Source organism: Sulfodiicoccus acidiphilus (genome assembly GCF_003967175.1).
GTDB classification, from domain to species: Archaea; Thermoproteota; Thermoprotei_A; order Sulfolobales; family Sulfolobaceae; genus Sulfodiicoccus; species Sulfodiicoccus acidiphilus.
Window position 1 is genome coordinate 1374672 of record NZ_AP018553.1, and the last position, 15094, is coordinate 1389765.

The window sequence follows — 15094 nt, forward strand, 5'->3', positions numbered from 1 at the left end:
CGATTTTCGCCTAATTAAACCTTTTTCCGGTGGATTTCGGAAGGCTGTGTACGGTCGAAGGTCGCGAAACTCCAAGGTCGTTGGGATCCCTCAAGGACAGGATGAGGCGTCCAGTTCCCTGAAGTGAGTCAGGGATCTGGGCACGCCGTATCCTAAGATAAACTGGAAGTCAGAGGGAGGGAGCCTGGGTGCTCACGAAGCTTATGTTCACGTGGGAGAGCGCCACCAGTATGACGGCGGTCACCACCACTAGGACGGCGGAGTGCACGAAGCCAGCCGACACCCTGCCCGTGGCTATCTTTCCCACCAGGAACCCGGCGAAGAAGGCGTTGAACATGGAGGATATTCCGGACGCGAAGACGACGTTAGGTAGAATCTGGGACGCCGCCGCGAGGGGACCGTAGGAAGATATTAGGGAATGGGAGCCAAGCAGTCCCAGTATGGAGAAAGACAGTAGGACAGACGCCACTAGTGCGAGTATCACCCCCACGTACGGAGTGAAGAGGAGTACCCTGACCTTGTTCTTGTAGTCCCTCCTTATGGCGAGCTGGGTCTCCAGCTGTTCCGCGAGGGCATTAACGGTCTCCGGAGTCATGCTCCCCACCTCTATCATGTCGGCCAGAGATATCACGGAGACCCTAGCGTAGAACTCCATCATCCCTTCCGAGGCCCTCCGGAATGCGTCCTTGAGCGGCACTCCCAGCTTCAAGAGCGCGGTCACGTTGTTGAGGACCGGACGAAGTTTCCCCATTTCCGGCGCGTCTTTCACCTTCTGCACTACGCCCTCCGGGGAGAGCCCCGCCCTTATTCCCTCCGCCACTGAACGCAGGAGCCTAGCGGCGTACTGTTCGTAGCCGGTGGCCCTCTTCTCCTCCAAGTAGTTCACGTAGGCCGGAGGGATCGAGGCTACCAGCAGTCCCACCAGCAGGGCCGTCATGACCGGCTCCAAGTCTTGGGTCACGCCGGAGAGGGTGACGAAGTTGACCAGTTCGTGAGTAGCCACTAGGATACCGAAGGACACTATCAGTCCCGCCGGGAAGCTGTAGGCGAAGACCCTGTAGGCCTTGGCACCCTTCTCGGGGAACTTGAACTGCGTCTGATCTGCCATCAGGACGAACATCAGGTTGACTAAGGGTATCAAGATCACCGCCACAACTTCCATCAACTTCACAGTCGCAGTAGATCCGCCCGAGGGGAACAGGGCCCCCAAGATGACCACCAGGAAAATAGAGATGTAACCGGAGGCCAGCCATATTATGTACCCTTCCGCCACTCCCTGGAGTCGATCCGCCGCCCCCGCCGCCATTACCCTCACCTGGTCCGCCACGTCCCTCATCTTGGCCTCCATCGTCTGCAGGACTGGTGCCCCCGTCCTTATGGCGAGTACGTAGGTCGACATGAAATCGTTGAATAGCTTAGACGGCGAAACGTCGAGGGTCTTGAGGACTGCCTCCTCCACCCCTTCTCCCAAGTACCGTACCCTCTTGGAGACGTAGGAGGAGAGTCCCCTGACGTGCTCGAAGGCCTGTACCCTGGACACGTTCTCGAAGAGTATCCTGGGGAGAGGCCGGATCTCAGGAATATCACGAAGAGCGAGGAGAAGACCGGGGTCTCGCTGGTGATCCCCACCTCCCTCTCGTATATCCTCTGCGAGAGGAACACCTGCTGCACGAAGTAAGTTATGGGAGGAATGAGGATCCCGAGCGCCACGAGGATGAGGGATCCTAAGAGGTACTTGGGGACTCGAGTAGGGAGGTACAACTTGTCTATGACCACGACCGACAGGGTTACCATTAGGACAGTCGGCACTATAGAGACCGTTGTGTAGAAGAGGAGCTTCGAGGCGTAGAGCTGAGGATCGTCGGGGATGCCGGCTTTCCTGAGCTTGGGCTCCAGGGACTTAGCTAGTGACTTGGCGAGCGAAGTGTCGTAGAAGATCATGAAGAGGTCTCTGTTTCTCGGGGTCAACGAGAATATAGTGTGCAGGTTCTATAAAAACACGATCAAGTTTTGGTGTAGATGAATGTATTAACCTAAGTAGCGCCTATATATATACTGCATCTATAAAGAACCTGAGAACAGATAAAAATAAGAATTAAATAAAAACTAAAAGACTTATTGATTCGGGTTGTAGACGATTGTGGCAGGTAGAGTTACTCCATTAGGGAAGTTAATAGTTAGTGTACTTGGACTGGAGAACACTGAGGGATTGAAATTGGTTCCCACAGGGAAAACCAAGTAATATGTCTGAACACTGTCTGGAGATACTGTTGTTACTACTGGGGAGGGAGAATATTGAACCCCCCGCTGGCGGTAATAGTGAATGGTTTACCAATGTAGACCGCATAGCTTCCGGGAGAAGGAGGAGGAGAACTACTACTTGAGGAACTCGCACTTGAGGAACTCGCAGTGTCCAGATCGTAAGTTTCTCCGTTGAAGCTAATCGTCGAGGGAAAAGCCACAGGAGAGCTCCCACCGTTCTTTATTGTTATAACTATCATTGCGTAATTAGTAGGACCAGAACTACTAGAACTACTACTAGAACTACTACTAGAACTACTATAAGTATAGTTGTATATTGTCCCCGTTCCCACCTGTGTTAGCCCGGTCCCTGAGGAGGCGAATCCCGAGAAAAGTCCGAACGCTAGGCCCACCACGGCTACCGCTATTACGACTGATGCTATCACCAATATCAGAGCAGTTACTGCACCCGATATCGCTTTCACACTTCTTCTAGATTTCATCTAGAAGAGTTCAATAGAACATCTATATAAGGTTTTCTACAGTATATTGGAGTCTGACTACCTTTTCCCAGGCCACAGAGTTACACCTCCTAAGGGAGCGCGGGTCATCGTACTAAGCAGCGTCGTACACCCATCACCCTAGACGACTTCGTTGACAAGACTGTCCTCACAGGTGTGAGTTCCCCTTTTTATCCCTGGAATGCAGTTCACGATCTGTGAAGGACTCTATAGTCTTCGACGCGGACCTCTCCCCTCTGAGGGGAACCACGCTAGCCGTCGTTGGATACGGCAATCAGGGAAGCGCTCAGGCTAAGATACTCCGGGCCTCAGGGCTAGACGTGATAGTGGGAAACGTCAGGGACTCCTACTGGGAGAAGGCGGAGAGGGATGGGTTCAAGGTTTACGACATACCGGAGGCGGTTGAGAGAGCCCAGGGGGCCCTCCTACTCGTCCCAGACGAAGTGATGCCTCAGGTCTTCAAAGAGAAGGTGGAACCTTCCATCAAGGGAAAGGACGACTTCCTTTTGGACTTCGCGAGCGGCTACAACGTCGCGTTCGGTTTCGTCAGGCCCCCCTCCAACGCTGACGTAGTCATGGTGGCACCCAGAATGATAGGTTGGGGGGTGACGGAGTTGCACTCGAAGGGGATGGGTTACCCTGTGCTTGTCGGAGTAGAGCAAGATGCCTCTGGGGCGGCTTGGGAGAGGGCGTTAGCCCTTGCCAAGGGTGTGGGGGCCATAGGGCTCCCTGGCGGAGTCGCGGTTAAGTCCTCCTTCCAGGAAGAGGCCCTTCTCGACCTCATGTCGGAGCACACCTGGGTCCCCGTCCTCTTTGCCGCAATAAAGGCCTGTTTCGACGTGGCAGTCGAGGAGTACGGCGTATCTCCTGCGGCTGCACTTTTGGAGTTCTACGCCTCAGGCGAATTGGCCGAGATCGCCCAGCTCATGGCACAGGAGGGAATATTCGAGCAGATGAAGCACCACAGCACTACGAGCCAGTACGGAACTCTAACGAGGTTCTACAAGTACTACGACCAGGTGAGGGAGCTCGTGGAGGGAGAGGCAGCTCAAATCTGGTCCGGCGAGTTCGCCAGGGAGTGGAGCCTCGAACAACAAGCTGGAACGCCTGTATTCAGCAGGTTGTGGAGGCTAGCCAGAGAGAGCTCCATGTCCAAGGAGGAGCACGAACTCTATAGGGCGCTCAAGAGGAGATAGGCGGTAAGACCTTCAACGGTGAAGCTCCCAGCAGGACTGACCACCTTTTAACGTCCTCTCTCAATTTCGTGTTTTACTTACCATTCCATTTAACGAAATCACGCTTAAGTCGGTCCAAGTTCTCTTAACGTTCGAATGGTATCTGCGAAGGCGTTTTCTATTATCGGTATTTCTTTAAATTCGTTGTTCGTTAATACACCTTGATTCCTCCAAGTAAGCGTAGATCGCTCTAGTTTTCTCTTTAAAGGGACTCAACACGAAGTTGAGTGGGGCTAGGAGCGGTCTGTCCCTTGTAGCAGTACGGATTTCAACTGACTGTAGAAGGCTCACTGTAGAGGGGAGCGCCTCCCCTCTATAGCCGAACTCGCTACTACACCTACGAAGTAGAGTGCAGTCAGCGTCGCCCCGATCACCGTCTCTATTAATCCGCCAGTGGTTCCGGGAGATATAATCAGTGCTATGACGAAGGACGCCACCACGCCCCACCTCCAGTTCCTTTTCCACGTGGAGGACTTGACCGCTCCCACGTACGTGAGTCCCGACATCACAAGTGGGAACTCGAAGGCGAGCCCGGTGCCGAGCATCAGAGCCACCAGGAAGTTCACGAAGGCCTGGAGCCCTATGGTCGGTTTCACGCCTAGATATACGTCGTACACCATGACGAACTTGAGGACGGCTGGTATTATTACGAAGTAGGCGAAGGACGCCCCAGCGGCGAAGAGCGCGATGGAGGGCAGGACGCTATACCTGACCAACCTCTTCTCGTGCCTGTAGAGGGCGGGAGACACGAACCCCCACACCTCCCTGAGGATCAGGGGCATGAGTGTGAACACGGCGAGGAAGATCGATATCATGAGGTCGGCGTATATGGGCTCGAAGGGGCTAACGGTTATCACTGTCATTCCCTTGGGTAGTTCGGTCTGGAGCAGGAACCTGGCGAAGTCCGACGACAGGCTCTGGAATATGGTAGGGTAAGGCACCGGAACCTTTACCCCGGCCACTTTGACCTCCGTTATCCCAACGGCGAAGTAAATCGCTAGGACCGCCAGGACTTCCAGTAGTACTCTCCTAGCCCTCCTTGCGAGCTCCTGGAGGTGATCGAGGAGCCTCGGTGAGGAGGGGACCTCCTCTGCAACCAAGGAGCTCCCCTAAAAATTCAGTCCTTCTCCTTCACCACCGAGTTCCCCTTGAGCCTGTCCAGCTCGGCCTGGAGCTCCTGTATCTTCCTCTGGAGCTCCTCCGCCTTGGCCTGGTTCTGGGTCTGGGAGAGCTGGTTCTGGTTGGCCTGGAGCTCCCTCTCCAGCTCCTTCTGCACCTCCATCTGACCCCTCTTGAGTTCACCCATCGCCCTCCCGAGGTTCCTGAACAGCTCAGGGATCTTGCTTGCTCCCCCGAACAGTATGACGGCCACGACTATTACTATCGCCCAATCGGAGATGCTTCCTAACACGTCCTACCACTACCTTTATCTCACCTAAGTGGGTAATAAACCTTTACAGGAGGAACGAGAGTCCGCTCGATGGGCCGCACTAGCGTGTCTATAGGAAGCAGTCGGAAGACTTCGTTTTTAGTGCAAAAAAGATAAGATAGAAATCACCACTAACTTTTCTGGAGAAAGTTGCATGTAGTCAGGGAGTATGGTACCTCCCACGAGCCGGAGGCCCTGGTTAAGGTGTTAGGTGACCCTAAGTTCGTTCTTCCCAGGCTCTTCCCCCCTGTCAAGGAGGTGGAGACTCGAGGCACGTCCTTCCAGGCGAAGGGGAGGTTCTTGGGCTCGTCGTTCTCCATGAGCGGGGAAGTCTACGTTTCAGTCGACGCTGTCACGTATCCCTTCGTGCTACTGGCCGGCTCGGGGAAGGGGGACGGCAGGCTCACTGCCCGGTTCTCCCCAGGGAGCCTCGTCCTCGCTTTCGACTACGACGGCTGGATGAACAGGCTCTCCGGCACGTTCTTCATGGGGAGGTGGTTCTCCAACTTCGGGAAGGGCCTGGAGGAGGAAGTTAGGCTGGAGAGGGTCAGGAGAAAGGTCTAACGAGCCAAGCTTATTAACGATCCCTTCGGCGGGAGAGTTATGGAGGCCCACGAGATCAAGCACTACACGCACGAGTCGGACTCCTTTAGGACCAAAGTGTTCGGTATCCAGGACGGCCTGATAGGAGTAGGTTCCATAATACTCGGGACGGCGGGGCTCACGAGGGACCCACTCCTCATAGTCGCGGCCGGCCTCATCGCCACAGCCGCTCAGACCCTCTCGATGGGTGTGGGGGAGTTCATCTCGACTAGGGTGAGGAAGCAGATCATCGACAACGAGCTGAGGAAGGAGGAGTTCGAGATAGAGAACTTCCCGGAGAAGGAGAGGGAGGAACTCGTAGAGATGTACGTTGACAAGGGGCTCAGCAGGGAGGAGGCGGTGGACATGGCCTCGAAACTGATGCGGGACAGGAAAGTCGTGCTCAGGGAGATGATGCTCAACGAGCTCAAGGTGACGCCGGAAGAGTTCGAGGAGCCGGCGAAGCTCGGTCTACTCATGGCCGGCTACCTCTTCCTAGGAGGGGTGTTGCCCCTCCTCCCGTTCCTCCTCTGGCTGGTGGTTCCGGTCGGGTACTTGGTCGCCGTCTCGTCCTCCGCGGCAGCGATAATGGTGACCCTGGCGGGGTTCGGCGCCGCCGCCTCCAAGTACACGGGGCTCCCAGGTTGGAGGATGGCCCTGGAACAGGTTGCAACTGGTGGTAGTGCCCTCCTTGCTTCGTTCATTGTGGGCTACGGCCTCGGCAGGGTACTCCACTTACCTCCCCAGCTACTCCAGTAAACTCAAACCGCTTAGGTCTCCCCTCCTGTTGTCCCTGGAGTAGAGCTCCCTCCTTTTGGCCTCTAGTATTACGGGCTCAACTCCGAGGAACTGCGCCGCGTTCAGGAACTTCACTCCTAGGTCCATCGCCACGTCCCTCACGGGAGCTAGCCTCTCCTCCGCCATGGGGTCCCTCAGGACGTGGTGGTCCACCACGAACCTGCTCAGTCCCTCCCGCACCATCGCTTCCATGTTCTTGATGGACCTGTGGAGGTCCTCCTCGGAGAGCGCGTGTCCGAGCATGTAGCTCAGGGGACCGTCCACTATCACGTCGTTCGGCTTGGTCTCTCGAGTGAACTCCAGGTGAGCCTCCCGTGGAGCTCCCTCAACGTCCGAAGTGATCAAGACGCTCCCGTCCCCGTCCTTGACCAACACCTGCACCACGTATCCCATCCTCTCGTCGCTCCCGTGGGGGACGGCCCTGGAGAACTTGACTGTGGTGCCCCCGAACCTGAACTCCCTGCCGTCGGCGGACTCCAGGGACCTGGGGAGGCCCTCGATCGCCTTCAGGAACTTCGGGGCCCTGAAGACCCTCTGGCTCCTGTTCACGTCCCGCCTTGGATCCTTGATTAGCACCGCCTTACCTGCGTAAATAGAGGTGGGTATCACGAAGCCTGGGTCGTGGTGGTCGTAGTGGTAGTGCGTCACTACGAGGACGTCGGCTTCCGTCGCGGCGTGGTACACCTTCGACGCCAGTTCCTTGAGCCTGTCCACCTCCAGTTGGTGGGGAGGCAGGCCGTACCTCCTGGGCGCGAGAGAGACCGCCGGGTCCACTAGAATCCTGACGTCCCTGGTCTCGACCAGGGTAGCCTGGGACCTCACTCCTAGGCTCTCGAAAGCTATGGGAACTACTTCCACGAGGTAAATGTAGAGTCGTGGAACAAATCCTTTAGGATCTGAGGGAGGACAACTCATCGGCCAGTTCCCTGACTCTCCTCTTGCCCTCGGCCAGGTCCAGGATTGCCCTCCTTATCCCGTAGGTTGACCTCGTCCTGGCCACCCTGCCGGCCGCGTAGAGGGAAAGTCCAACTGCCGTGGTGGCGTGGAAGGGGTCGTCCAGGGCCGCCGCCAGGAACTTCCCCACCCTCATGGCCGTGGAGCCTGAGGGCTCGTAGGGTCCCACCAACTCAGCTAAGTCGAGCTTCACGAGGGTCAGTTGGAGGCGGGGAGTTAAAGGTGATCCACCGAGGCCTCCCTAACCTCCCCCTTTTATCCGGAGGGAGTACTCCCGCCTGAACCTCTTGGTCTCCGCGTCTGCCTCCCTGAGACACGGTGGGTATCCCCTGGACGACAGTTCCACCACGTTGTTCAGGCTCACCATGTTACCTACGCTGTAGTAGTACCTCCCTCGCTTCACTCCGACCCTCCTCCCCTTCACCTCCACGAAGGTAATATCGCCTTCCTCCTTCAGCTCCCCAGTGAGCCTGGACTTGGCGACCCCCACGGTGGGCCTCTGGAGCAAAACCCCCACCACCGTGGCAAGCCCCGCGAACCTGGGGTGGGCCAGTCCGTGTCCGTCCACGAAAGTGAGGTCGCACTGAATTCCCCTGAGGAGGTGCAGTAATACCGGGGCCTCCCTCACGAAGAGCAGCCCTGGGACGTAAGGGAAGTCCACCTTGGCCTCGGCCCTGAGGACTTGGCGTTGTCCGTCCTGCTCCCTCACCGCGACCCCGAAGGCCTCCCCCCTCCAGTACGAGACGTCTGCGCAACAGACCGACCTTACAGCGGAGAGGTCCAGATCCTCCTCTTTCACGTTCCTCGCCACCAGCTCTTGGATGGAGTAAAGGAGCTCAACCGTCAGGTGGTCCAAGGTTCTCCCTCTATAGACCAAAGGAACTGCAGCTGCTGTAGCGTCTCCACCGCTCCTTCCCTCTTGGACCTGACCACCTCCACGGCCCGTCTCGCGTTCAATCCCCTCCTTACTATCAAGTAGCCGGCCAACACCGTGCCGGTCCTACCCCTCCCACCCACGCAGTGCACTAGGTTTCCCCTCCCAGAGTCGATCCACTTCACGGCCTCTTCGAACTGCTCCCTGGTGGGAGGCGCCCCGTCTGGGATCGGAAGCCACATGTAGGACAGTCCCCTCTCCCTGAGTTGGGAGAAGTAGTACTTGGAGTCCCCCCACCCCTCCTCTAACTCCCACTCCTGAGGGAGGACGAGCACGCGCCTCACGCCGGTTTCCCTCCAGTGGTCTATCTCGTCTCCGCTGAACGGCATCCCAGAGCCGCCTAGGAAGCCCTTGATGATCCAGTACACTCCCGACTCTTGGTGCACGACAATTTCAAGTTCACTTCCCTCGACGGCGTCTGGCTAGGCCTATCAGGGAGGTCAGCGTCAGGCTAGTAACTACGAGCCATCCTGCCGCCGCCACTCCCCCCTGCAAGAGGTAGGGCACCAGGAAGCCTGCTGCAACGTCGGTGGAGAAGGCGTAGTTCACTGTGACTAGCGGGTCTCCCAGCTTTCCTGCTTCCTCGGCTATGAGTGGGTGGAGAGGCCCGTACAGGAAGCCTATGAGGAGAGTGAGTGGGCCCGCGTTCGTCAGCAGGAACGTCCCGACAGCGGCCCCTAGGACCGCCAAGTTCGTGGCTATGTCGATCCTGAACCTCCTAGACAGGAGCCTGGAGGCGGAGACGGCCACGTAGAACAGCGCAACGTAGAGCGAGGAGGATCGATTGAGCACCACTGCGAAAGCGCCGTAGACGGCGAAGTTCACCGCCATTAGCCAAAGCATCCTAGGCCCTGGAGGCGCCAGCACGACGTCCCTGAGCTTCGTAGTTCTGACCTCCGGTCCCGTCAGGGCTAGGACGAGCACAGAGCTCACTATCAAGGCCGGGTACAGTAGCTTCAGGTACACGAATAGGGAGGAGAGGAGGAACCCGGAGGAGAAGGAGAAGTAGAGTTCTCGTGTGAAGCCCCTTTCGACGCCCAGGGGGGTGAGGAGAGGGTTGAGGAGGGAGACGAAGAATACGGCCGCCGGAATCGAGTAGGGGAAGAACGGTAAGCAGGCCAGTCCACCCAGAGACGAGGCGAGGTACAACTTCCTCCCCAGGGCGGGATAGAGGAGGAAGCCAGCCAGGCTACCTAAGGCGTTAGTCCCAACGGCGAGGGAGAAGAAGATCCACTCGTCCGACCCGAACATCCTGGGTATGAGTCCCAGCGAGGTGAACACGAAGCTCCTGCTGAACAGGGCGTACCCCATGGCTGTTCCCCTGTCGCTAAGCTTCGTGGGGGACCACCTCGATCACTGGAGGACCTTGTAGGCGGGGGAAATAAGCCGTTTGCAGGAAACCCTCCACACTTTCGTCATCGTCGGATGCACCACAAAGGGAGCTCTGACTCCCGTGAATCTATGCTAGGTGGTGGCGTGGCCCTTCTGGTGCAGGCCCTGCCTGAAGAGTCCACACCTTCCCTAACTTCTCCCTTCGGCGACCTTGGCGCACTCTCCTCTGGCTAGCTCCAGTTCGACGGGGCCGTTGACGTTCAGGATCCGTTCTCCTAGCTCCACGTCCTGGTGAGTCGCGGGCCTTGAAGACCTCCATAGGCTTATCCCCACGAACCGGCCCAAGCTCAGGAGGTTGCAGAGGTCAGCCTCACACCCTTCCACCAGGGCAAACAGATGGTCTACCCGGATCAGGGGGACGTCTGCGGGAAGCACCAAGGCCGGCGTGCCCACCGCCTCCACCGCCTCCACCACGTCCCACTCATACCCTCTGCCCGAGGTGTAGACCTTGGGCCCGGGGAGTCCCTCACCCGGCCTTCCCCTCACTACCGCGAAGGTGACGGGGCCTAGTCTCCCGCCCACCTCCGCCATCCTGAGGGCCATTGGTCGTCCGCACACCTCCAGGAGGGGTTTATCTGGCGAGAGTCTAGTGCCCAGTCCACCGGCCATCACCACCACCCTCAACTCGCCTTTATTAACGGTGGAGCTCCCTATAATTGGAGGTGCTCCCCATACAGGCCGTAGAGGTTCAAGACCTCAGGAAAACGTACGGGGGTAAGGTGGAGGCCCTGAAGGGGATCACGTTCTCTGTTGGTCGGGGGAGGTGTTCACCCTCCTCGGTCCCAACGGGGCTGGGAAGACCACAACATTGGGGATCCTTTCCTGCGTCCTCTCGCCGACCTCTGGGAAGGTCGCGGTGTTGGGGATGCAGGTCCCCAGGGAATGCGCGAAGATCAGGAGGGAAGTCGGGGTCATGCCTCAGCAGTTCCAGGGATTTTCCGACCTAACCGTGGAGGAGAACGTGGGGTACTTCGCCGGACTGTACGGGGAGAACGAGTGGAGGCCCCTTATATCCAAACTCGGGCTGGAGTCGTACTCCAGGGTGCGGTACAGGGCCCTCTCCGGGGGCCTCAAGAGGAGGGTTGGTCTCGCCTGCGCTCTGGCGGGAAGGCCGAGGATACTCTTCCTGGACGAGCCCACGGTCGGGCTCGATCCCAAGGCCAGGAGGTCCCTCTGGGAGGTGGTAAAGTCGTTGAAGGGGGAGGGAGTGACCGTGCTCATGACGACACACTACCTGGACGAGGCTCAGAGGCTGTCGGACAGGGTCGCCGTGATATACGGCGGGAGGGTCCTGAAGGTCGACACGCCCGAGGCAGTCATGAACGAGTTCCACAAGGAGAGTTTGGAGGAGGCTTACTTGTCCCTCATGGAGGGGGTGGAGGAGTGAGGAGAGTCCTACTGACCACGTGGGCAGTCCTTAAGGACAACTTGAGCAACAGGTTCACCCTCTTCTGGGTCGTCCTCTTCCCGCTCGTCCTGACAGTCCTCTTCGCCCTAATCTTCGGCGGGGCTTCCGTTCACTACGTTGTGTTCGTTTACGGCGTCGACGCACCGCGAGTTGCCTCCTACCTCAACGGTAGCGGCCTCTTCGTCGCTACTGTGTCCAACGAATCCGTCCAAGCCCTCCGACACGGTTACCTCTACGTTTACCTTGAGAACCAGTCCGCGTTGAGGATCCTCTACCCGCCCCAGGACGGTTCCTTGGTCAAGCCCTTAGCGGCGCTCGTTGAACAGTCGCTCGCTTCTGACTCCCTAGCTGTCGCGGCGAGCCCAGGGGGACACTACACGTACTACTCCTACCTGATCGCCGGGATAGTCGGAGTGATATCCCTTTCCAACGGTGTCTTCGGCGTGGTGGGAGTTGTGAGCGGCTACTACAGGGACGGGTTAGTGGAGAGGTTGGGGGCCTCTCCCCTCGAGAACTGGGAGTGGGTGCTTTCCCTCATGACGTATGAAGTCGTCATAGTGCTCCTATCCTCGGCTGTGATATTGGCGGTGGGCCTGACCCTTGGGTTCGTCCCGGCAGTGGACCTCCCCTTCGTGGGAGTGTTGGTCCTCGGGACCCTGATGTTCAGCGGACTGGGGGCTGTGATATACGGTTTAACCCCCAAGGACAAGGTATTCGTGGCGGAGGGTGCAGCTAACGTCCTTGTCTTCCTCCTGATGTTCGTTAGTAACGCCTTCTACCCGGTGTCCCAGTTCCCCTACTTCCTCAGGCTAGTGGCGACGTACTCTCCAGTGTCCATAGTGAACGACGTGGTGAGGGACCTCATTCTGTATCAGCAAGCCCCCGCACCTTGGCAGTTTGGGGCCATAGCTGTGCTGACCCTGGCCTTCGTGGGCGCAGGGTCTAGGCTCCTCACACTCAGGGAGGCACCCTGAGGAAGGCCGCGAAGTTTCCTCTGAGGTCATCGAGGAACCCACGGCGGGGTCCTCCTGAAGACGAAGGCCCTGAGGCCCTCCTTCACTTCGTCCGTGGTGGCCTGGACTACGAGCTCTTTCATGTAGAGGAGGATTCTTTCCTCCACATCCCTGGTCCTCAACCTCTTAGCTAGGGCTAAGACCTGGGGGCCGTTCCTTAGCAGTTCCTTGGACAACCTCTCCAGCTCCCGTTCTGGGTCTGGGGATACCAAGTCGACTAGACCCATCGTCGCCGCCTCCCGGGCGTCCACTTCCTCACCAGTGAGGATGAATCGGTTGAGCCTCCTCGTCCCCATTATGGAGGGGCCTAGGGCCAGCAAGACGGGGGGAAACAACCCCCACCTCATTCCAGGGGACGAGAACTTAGCTTCAGGCGAGGAAATGACGAAATCGGAGAGGATTGCCAGCTCCAACGAAGCCCCGTAGGCCACTCCAGTGACCAGCGAGACCACGGGCTTGCGGAACCTGAGTAGGTTGATGAAGAGCTCCCTGAGGGAGGAGAAGAACTTGCTCACTGCGTCAGAGTTCTTGGACACTTCGTAGAGTTCCTCCAGGTCAACTCCCGCTCCGAAATTTCCTTCTCCTTCCAGGGCTAGGACCCTTGAGTCGTCCCTCTCCACCAACTTCAAGGCGTCGACCATCTCAACCATGAACTTCGAACCCACCAAGTTCAGCTTCCCCCCGTGCGGAACTTCACAAAGGTGAGGCGGTCCCTCCTCTCCAGACGCAGTTTCTCGAACTCCACTCCATAACCTCGGCTTCTCCCCATAAAAGCGGAGCTCACAGCACACTCGTCGCTCCGAGCCGCGTCCGGACACGACTTCGAGTCCTGAGAGGTTGTTTCCGAGCTGAAGCGGTAAGCGGGCAGGTCAGCCGCCAATTGGGGCTAGTTCCATTACCGGAACTCCATCCTAAATGACTTTACAAAGTCGGGGGTTGAGGGGCGTAAAGCCTCGCCCTTCACGGCGGGGACGGACAGCCCCCTCATATTTATACTTCTTTGTGAAATTTCTCTTAGTGGTACTAACGACGCTCCTCCCCAGCTCGATCTAAGGTTTAATGGGACTGAGGGAGGAGCAGCTATTATCTCCTTCTCTTAAGGGACTAGAGCTTTGCGATGAAAGTCCCCTCCTCTTCAGATCGGAGTGGATCTCTGATCCACTCGACTGCCCACCAAACGAGACATGTAAACCCGAACCGATGGTGGGAACGACGATCCCTCTGGGAGGGAACCCTCGTCCCTTCCAGGGCGGGGAGGAAGTCAGCTTGAGTACTCGGGAACGTTTGAAGCTAGGGTAGAGATACCTCACCCGGCTCCACTCGATGCGTCGGTGACGAGGTACCAGCGTGGAACAACCTTTTTACCCAGTTGGGATGAAGGGCTCAGATGATAACGCCGCTCTACTCGATCGAGGTTGTCGTCGCGGCCATTCTGGCCGGACTTCTCGGTTCGCTCACGGGCTTGGGAGGCGGCGTAGTCCTTACGCCTGTGCTCATACTTTTCCTCGGGGTTCCAATTCCGTACGCCCTCGGAACGTCCCTCATCTCCACCATAGCTACGTCCAGCGGCGCCGCCTCGGCCTACGTCAAGGACGAGCTCTCCAACATGAGGATAGGGATATCCCTAGAGGTAGGGACTACTTCTGGCGCCATAGCTGGCTCCCTCACCCTTTACGAAATAGAGAGGTTGCACCTCCTGAACATAATTGCAATAATATTCGGCGCGGTCCTCATGTTCTCGACCTTCCCCAACTTCGTGAGGATGAAGACGGAAGTGCCGGAGGGCGTGAAGCCAGACTTCTTCACGAGGAAGCTCAAGCTCATGGGCACCTACTACGATCAGGCCCTCAGGAGGGAGGTGAAGTACGTGGGGAGGAGGTATCCCCTCGGACTCATAGGCATGTTCGTGGCCGGCTACATGTCTGGCCTCCTAGGAATAGGTTCTGGCGCTTTCAAGGTCCTAGCGATGGACTTCATGATGACCCTCCCCTTCAAGATAAGCACAGCAACTAGCAACTTCATGATTGGAGTGACCGCAGCCACTAGCTCCGGACTGTACTGGAGCTTCGGATTCATAGACCCGGTGCTGGTCGCCTCGACTATACCTGGAGTGCTGTTGGGCTCCCTGATCGGGACGAGGTACCTCAACAGGTTGATGTCGAGGAGACTCAGGCAGCTGTTCACAGTCGTGTTGATATTGTTGGGCATACAGCTCATATTGAGGGGACTTGGGGTGATAGGATGAACCTGGAAAGGGTGGTGAGCCTGACCCTCAGGACGGGCGTTATACTCTCGTCCGCCCTCGTGATAGGAGGTTTAGTGCTCTTCTACGTCGAGGGGAGGAATACTACCATCAGTTCGTCCTACTTCAACTTATCCCGCATGGCACAGGGGTTGCTCCACCTCGATCCATTGGCCATCATAATGCTGGGGGTGGCTGTGCTGGTGGCTACTCCAGTGATAAGGGTGTTGGAGTTGGGCATCAACTACGTAGCTGCAGATAGGGACAGGCTGTACGTGGCGCTGAGCTTCGCCGTCCTAGCGCTCATGCTGATAGGAATACTTCTGCTTCCACACGTGGTCTGAC

The 15094-nt window shown here is 57.6% G+C and carries 19 protein-coding genes and 1 pseudogene; 8 read left to right on the top strand and 12 right to left on the bottom strand.

Going from position 1 to position 15094, the window contains the following annotated elements; genetic code table 11:
• Window positions 1–169 precede the first annotated feature (169 nt).
• The 3 genes from HS1genome_RS07365 to HS1genome_RS07375 form a co-directional block, all read right to left on the bottom strand.
• Window positions 170–1459, bottom strand: a complete 1290-nt coding sequence (locus tag HS1genome_RS07365; RefSeq protein ID WP_126450225.1) for a type II secretion system F family protein — start codon at window positions 1457–1459, stop codon at window positions 170–172.
• The gene (locus tag HS1genome_RS07370; protein WP_126450226.1) at window positions 1375–1968 is read right to left on the bottom strand and encodes a hypothetical protein; all 594 of its coding nucleotides are present in this window, start codon (window positions 1966–1968) and stop codon (window positions 1375–1377) included. The genes HS1genome_RS07365 and HS1genome_RS07370 overlap by 85 nt, the downstream gene beginning before the upstream one ends.
• 308 nt (window positions 1969–2276) lie before the next feature.
• On the bottom strand, window positions 2277–2744 hold the full coding sequence (locus HS1genome_RS07375) for a hypothetical protein (protein WP_126450227.1): 468 nt from the start codon (window positions 2742–2744) through the stop codon (window positions 2277–2279).
• A gap of 215 nt (window positions 2745–2959) precedes the next feature.
• On the opposite strand from HS1genome_RS07375, the gene HS1genome_RS07380 reads away from it, so the two are divergent.
• A complete protein-coding gene (locus HS1genome_RS07380; protein ID WP_126450228.1) occupies window positions 2960–3958 on the top strand; it encodes an NAD(P)-dependent oxidoreductase in 999 nt (332 codons plus the stop codon).
• A 326-nt stretch (window positions 3959–4284) separates the two neighbouring features.
• Here the strand turns inward: HS1genome_RS07380 and tatC are convergent, their stop codons facing one another.
• Together tatC and HS1genome_RS07390 are read right to left on the bottom strand one after the other, a co-directional pair.
• The gene (gene tatC / locus HS1genome_RS07385; protein ID WP_126450229.1) at window positions 4285–5097 is read right to left on the bottom strand and encodes a twin-arginine translocase subunit TatC; all 813 of its coding nucleotides are present in this window, start codon (window positions 5095–5097) and stop codon (window positions 4285–4287) included.
• Between the two features lie 17 nt (window positions 5098–5114).
• Entirely contained in the window at window positions 5115–5408 is a 294-nt protein-coding gene (locus HS1genome_RS07390; RefSeq protein ID WP_126450230.1) for a Sec-independent protein translocase subunit TatA/TatB, read from the bottom strand.
• A 168-nt stretch (window positions 5409–5576) separates the two neighbouring features.
• On the opposite strand from HS1genome_RS07390, the gene HS1genome_RS07395 reads away from it, so the two are divergent.
• Together HS1genome_RS07395 and HS1genome_RS07400 are read left to right on the top strand one after the other, a co-directional pair.
• Complete coding sequence (locus HS1genome_RS07395) at window positions 5577–5990, top strand: DUF3211 domain-containing protein (RefSeq protein ID WP_126450231.1); 414 nt, start codon at window positions 5577–5579, stop codon at window positions 5988–5990.
• Between the two features lie 39 nt (window positions 5991–6029).
• Window positions 6030–6767 (top strand): VIT1/CCC1 transporter family protein, encoded by a 738-nt coding sequence (locus HS1genome_RS07400; protein WP_126450232.1) that lies wholly within the window; start codon window positions 6030–6032, stop codon window positions 6765–6767.
• On the opposite strand, the gene HS1genome_RS07405 is transcribed toward HS1genome_RS07400, so the two are convergent.
• From HS1genome_RS07405 to HS1genome_RS07430, 6 genes are all read right to left on the bottom strand, one after another.
• Complete coding sequence (locus HS1genome_RS07405; protein WP_126450233.1) at window positions 6756–7664, bottom strand: MBL fold metallo-hydrolase; 909 nt, start codon at window positions 7662–7664, stop codon at window positions 6756–6758. The genes HS1genome_RS07400 and HS1genome_RS07405 overlap by 12 nt on opposite strands.
• Window positions 7665–7695: 31 nt before the next feature.
• Window positions 7696–7953 (bottom strand): hypothetical protein, encoded by a 258-nt coding sequence (locus tag HS1genome_RS07410; RefSeq protein WP_126450234.1) that lies wholly within the window; start codon window positions 7951–7953, stop codon window positions 7696–7698.
• 48 nt (window positions 7954–8001) lie between these two features.
• The gene (locus HS1genome_RS07415; RefSeq protein WP_229768277.1) at window positions 8002–8637 is read right to left on the bottom strand and encodes an endonuclease V; all 636 of its coding nucleotides are present in this window, start codon (window positions 8635–8637) and stop codon (window positions 8002–8004) included.
• On the bottom strand, window positions 8604–9062 hold the full coding sequence (locus HS1genome_RS07420; RefSeq protein WP_126450236.1) for a protein-tyrosine phosphatase family protein: 459 nt from the start codon (window positions 9060–9062) through the stop codon (window positions 8604–8606). The genes HS1genome_RS07415 and HS1genome_RS07420 overlap by 34 nt, the downstream gene beginning before the upstream one ends.
• Window positions 9063–9093: 31 nt before the next feature.
• On the bottom strand, window positions 9094–10005 hold the full coding sequence (locus HS1genome_RS07425) for a hypothetical protein (RefSeq protein ID WP_126450237.1): 912 nt from the start codon (window positions 10003–10005) through the stop codon (window positions 9094–9096).
• 210 nt (window positions 10006–10215) lie between these two features.
• A complete protein-coding gene (locus HS1genome_RS07430; protein WP_232018804.1) occupies window positions 10216–10704 on the bottom strand; it encodes an NTP transferase domain-containing protein in 489 nt (162 codons plus the stop codon).
• A gap of 53 nt (window positions 10705–10757) precedes the next feature.
• Here HS1genome_RS07430 and HS1genome_RS07435 point away from each other — a divergent pair.
• Both HS1genome_RS07435 and HS1genome_RS07440 read left to right on the top strand, forming a co-directional pair.
• Window positions 10758–11473: pseudogene (locus HS1genome_RS07435) on the top strand (ABC transporter ATP-binding protein).
• Window positions 11470–12468 (top strand): ABC transporter permease, encoded by a 999-nt coding sequence (locus tag HS1genome_RS07440; protein WP_126450238.1) that lies wholly within the window; start codon window positions 11470–11472, stop codon window positions 12466–12468. Before HS1genome_RS07435 ends, HS1genome_RS07440 begins: the two are co-directional and overlap by 4 nt.
• A 26-nt stretch (window positions 12469–12494) precedes the next feature.
• Here the strand turns inward: HS1genome_RS07440 and HS1genome_RS07445 are convergent, their stop codons facing one another.
• Window positions 12495–13172: an enoyl-CoA hydratase/isomerase family protein gene (locus HS1genome_RS07445; RefSeq protein WP_126450239.1), complete on the bottom strand. Its 678-nt coding sequence runs from the start codon at window positions 13170–13172 to the stop codon at window positions 12495–12497.
• 394 nt (window positions 13173–13566) lie between these two features.
• Between HS1genome_RS07445 and HS1genome_RS13185 the strand changes: the two genes are divergently transcribed.
• The 3 genes from HS1genome_RS13185 (at window position 13567) to HS1genome_RS07460 (ending at window position 15093) form a co-directional block, all read left to right on the top strand.
• Window positions 13567–13806, top strand: coding sequence for a hypothetical protein (locus HS1genome_RS13185; protein ID WP_126450240.1), 240 nt, complete (start codon window positions 13567–13569; stop codon window positions 13804–13806).
• Between the two features lie 88 nt (window positions 13807–13894).
• A complete protein-coding gene (locus HS1genome_RS07455) occupies window positions 13895–14752 on the top strand; it encodes a sulfite exporter TauE/SafE family protein (protein ID WP_126450241.1) in 858 nt (285 codons plus the stop codon).
• Window positions 14749–15093, top strand: a complete 345-nt coding sequence (locus HS1genome_RS07460; RefSeq protein ID WP_126450242.1) for a DUF1634 domain-containing protein — start codon at window positions 14749–14751, stop codon at window positions 15091–15093. The genes HS1genome_RS07455 and HS1genome_RS07460 overlap by 4 nt, the downstream gene beginning before the upstream one ends.
• Window position 15094: the final 1 nt, after the last annotated feature.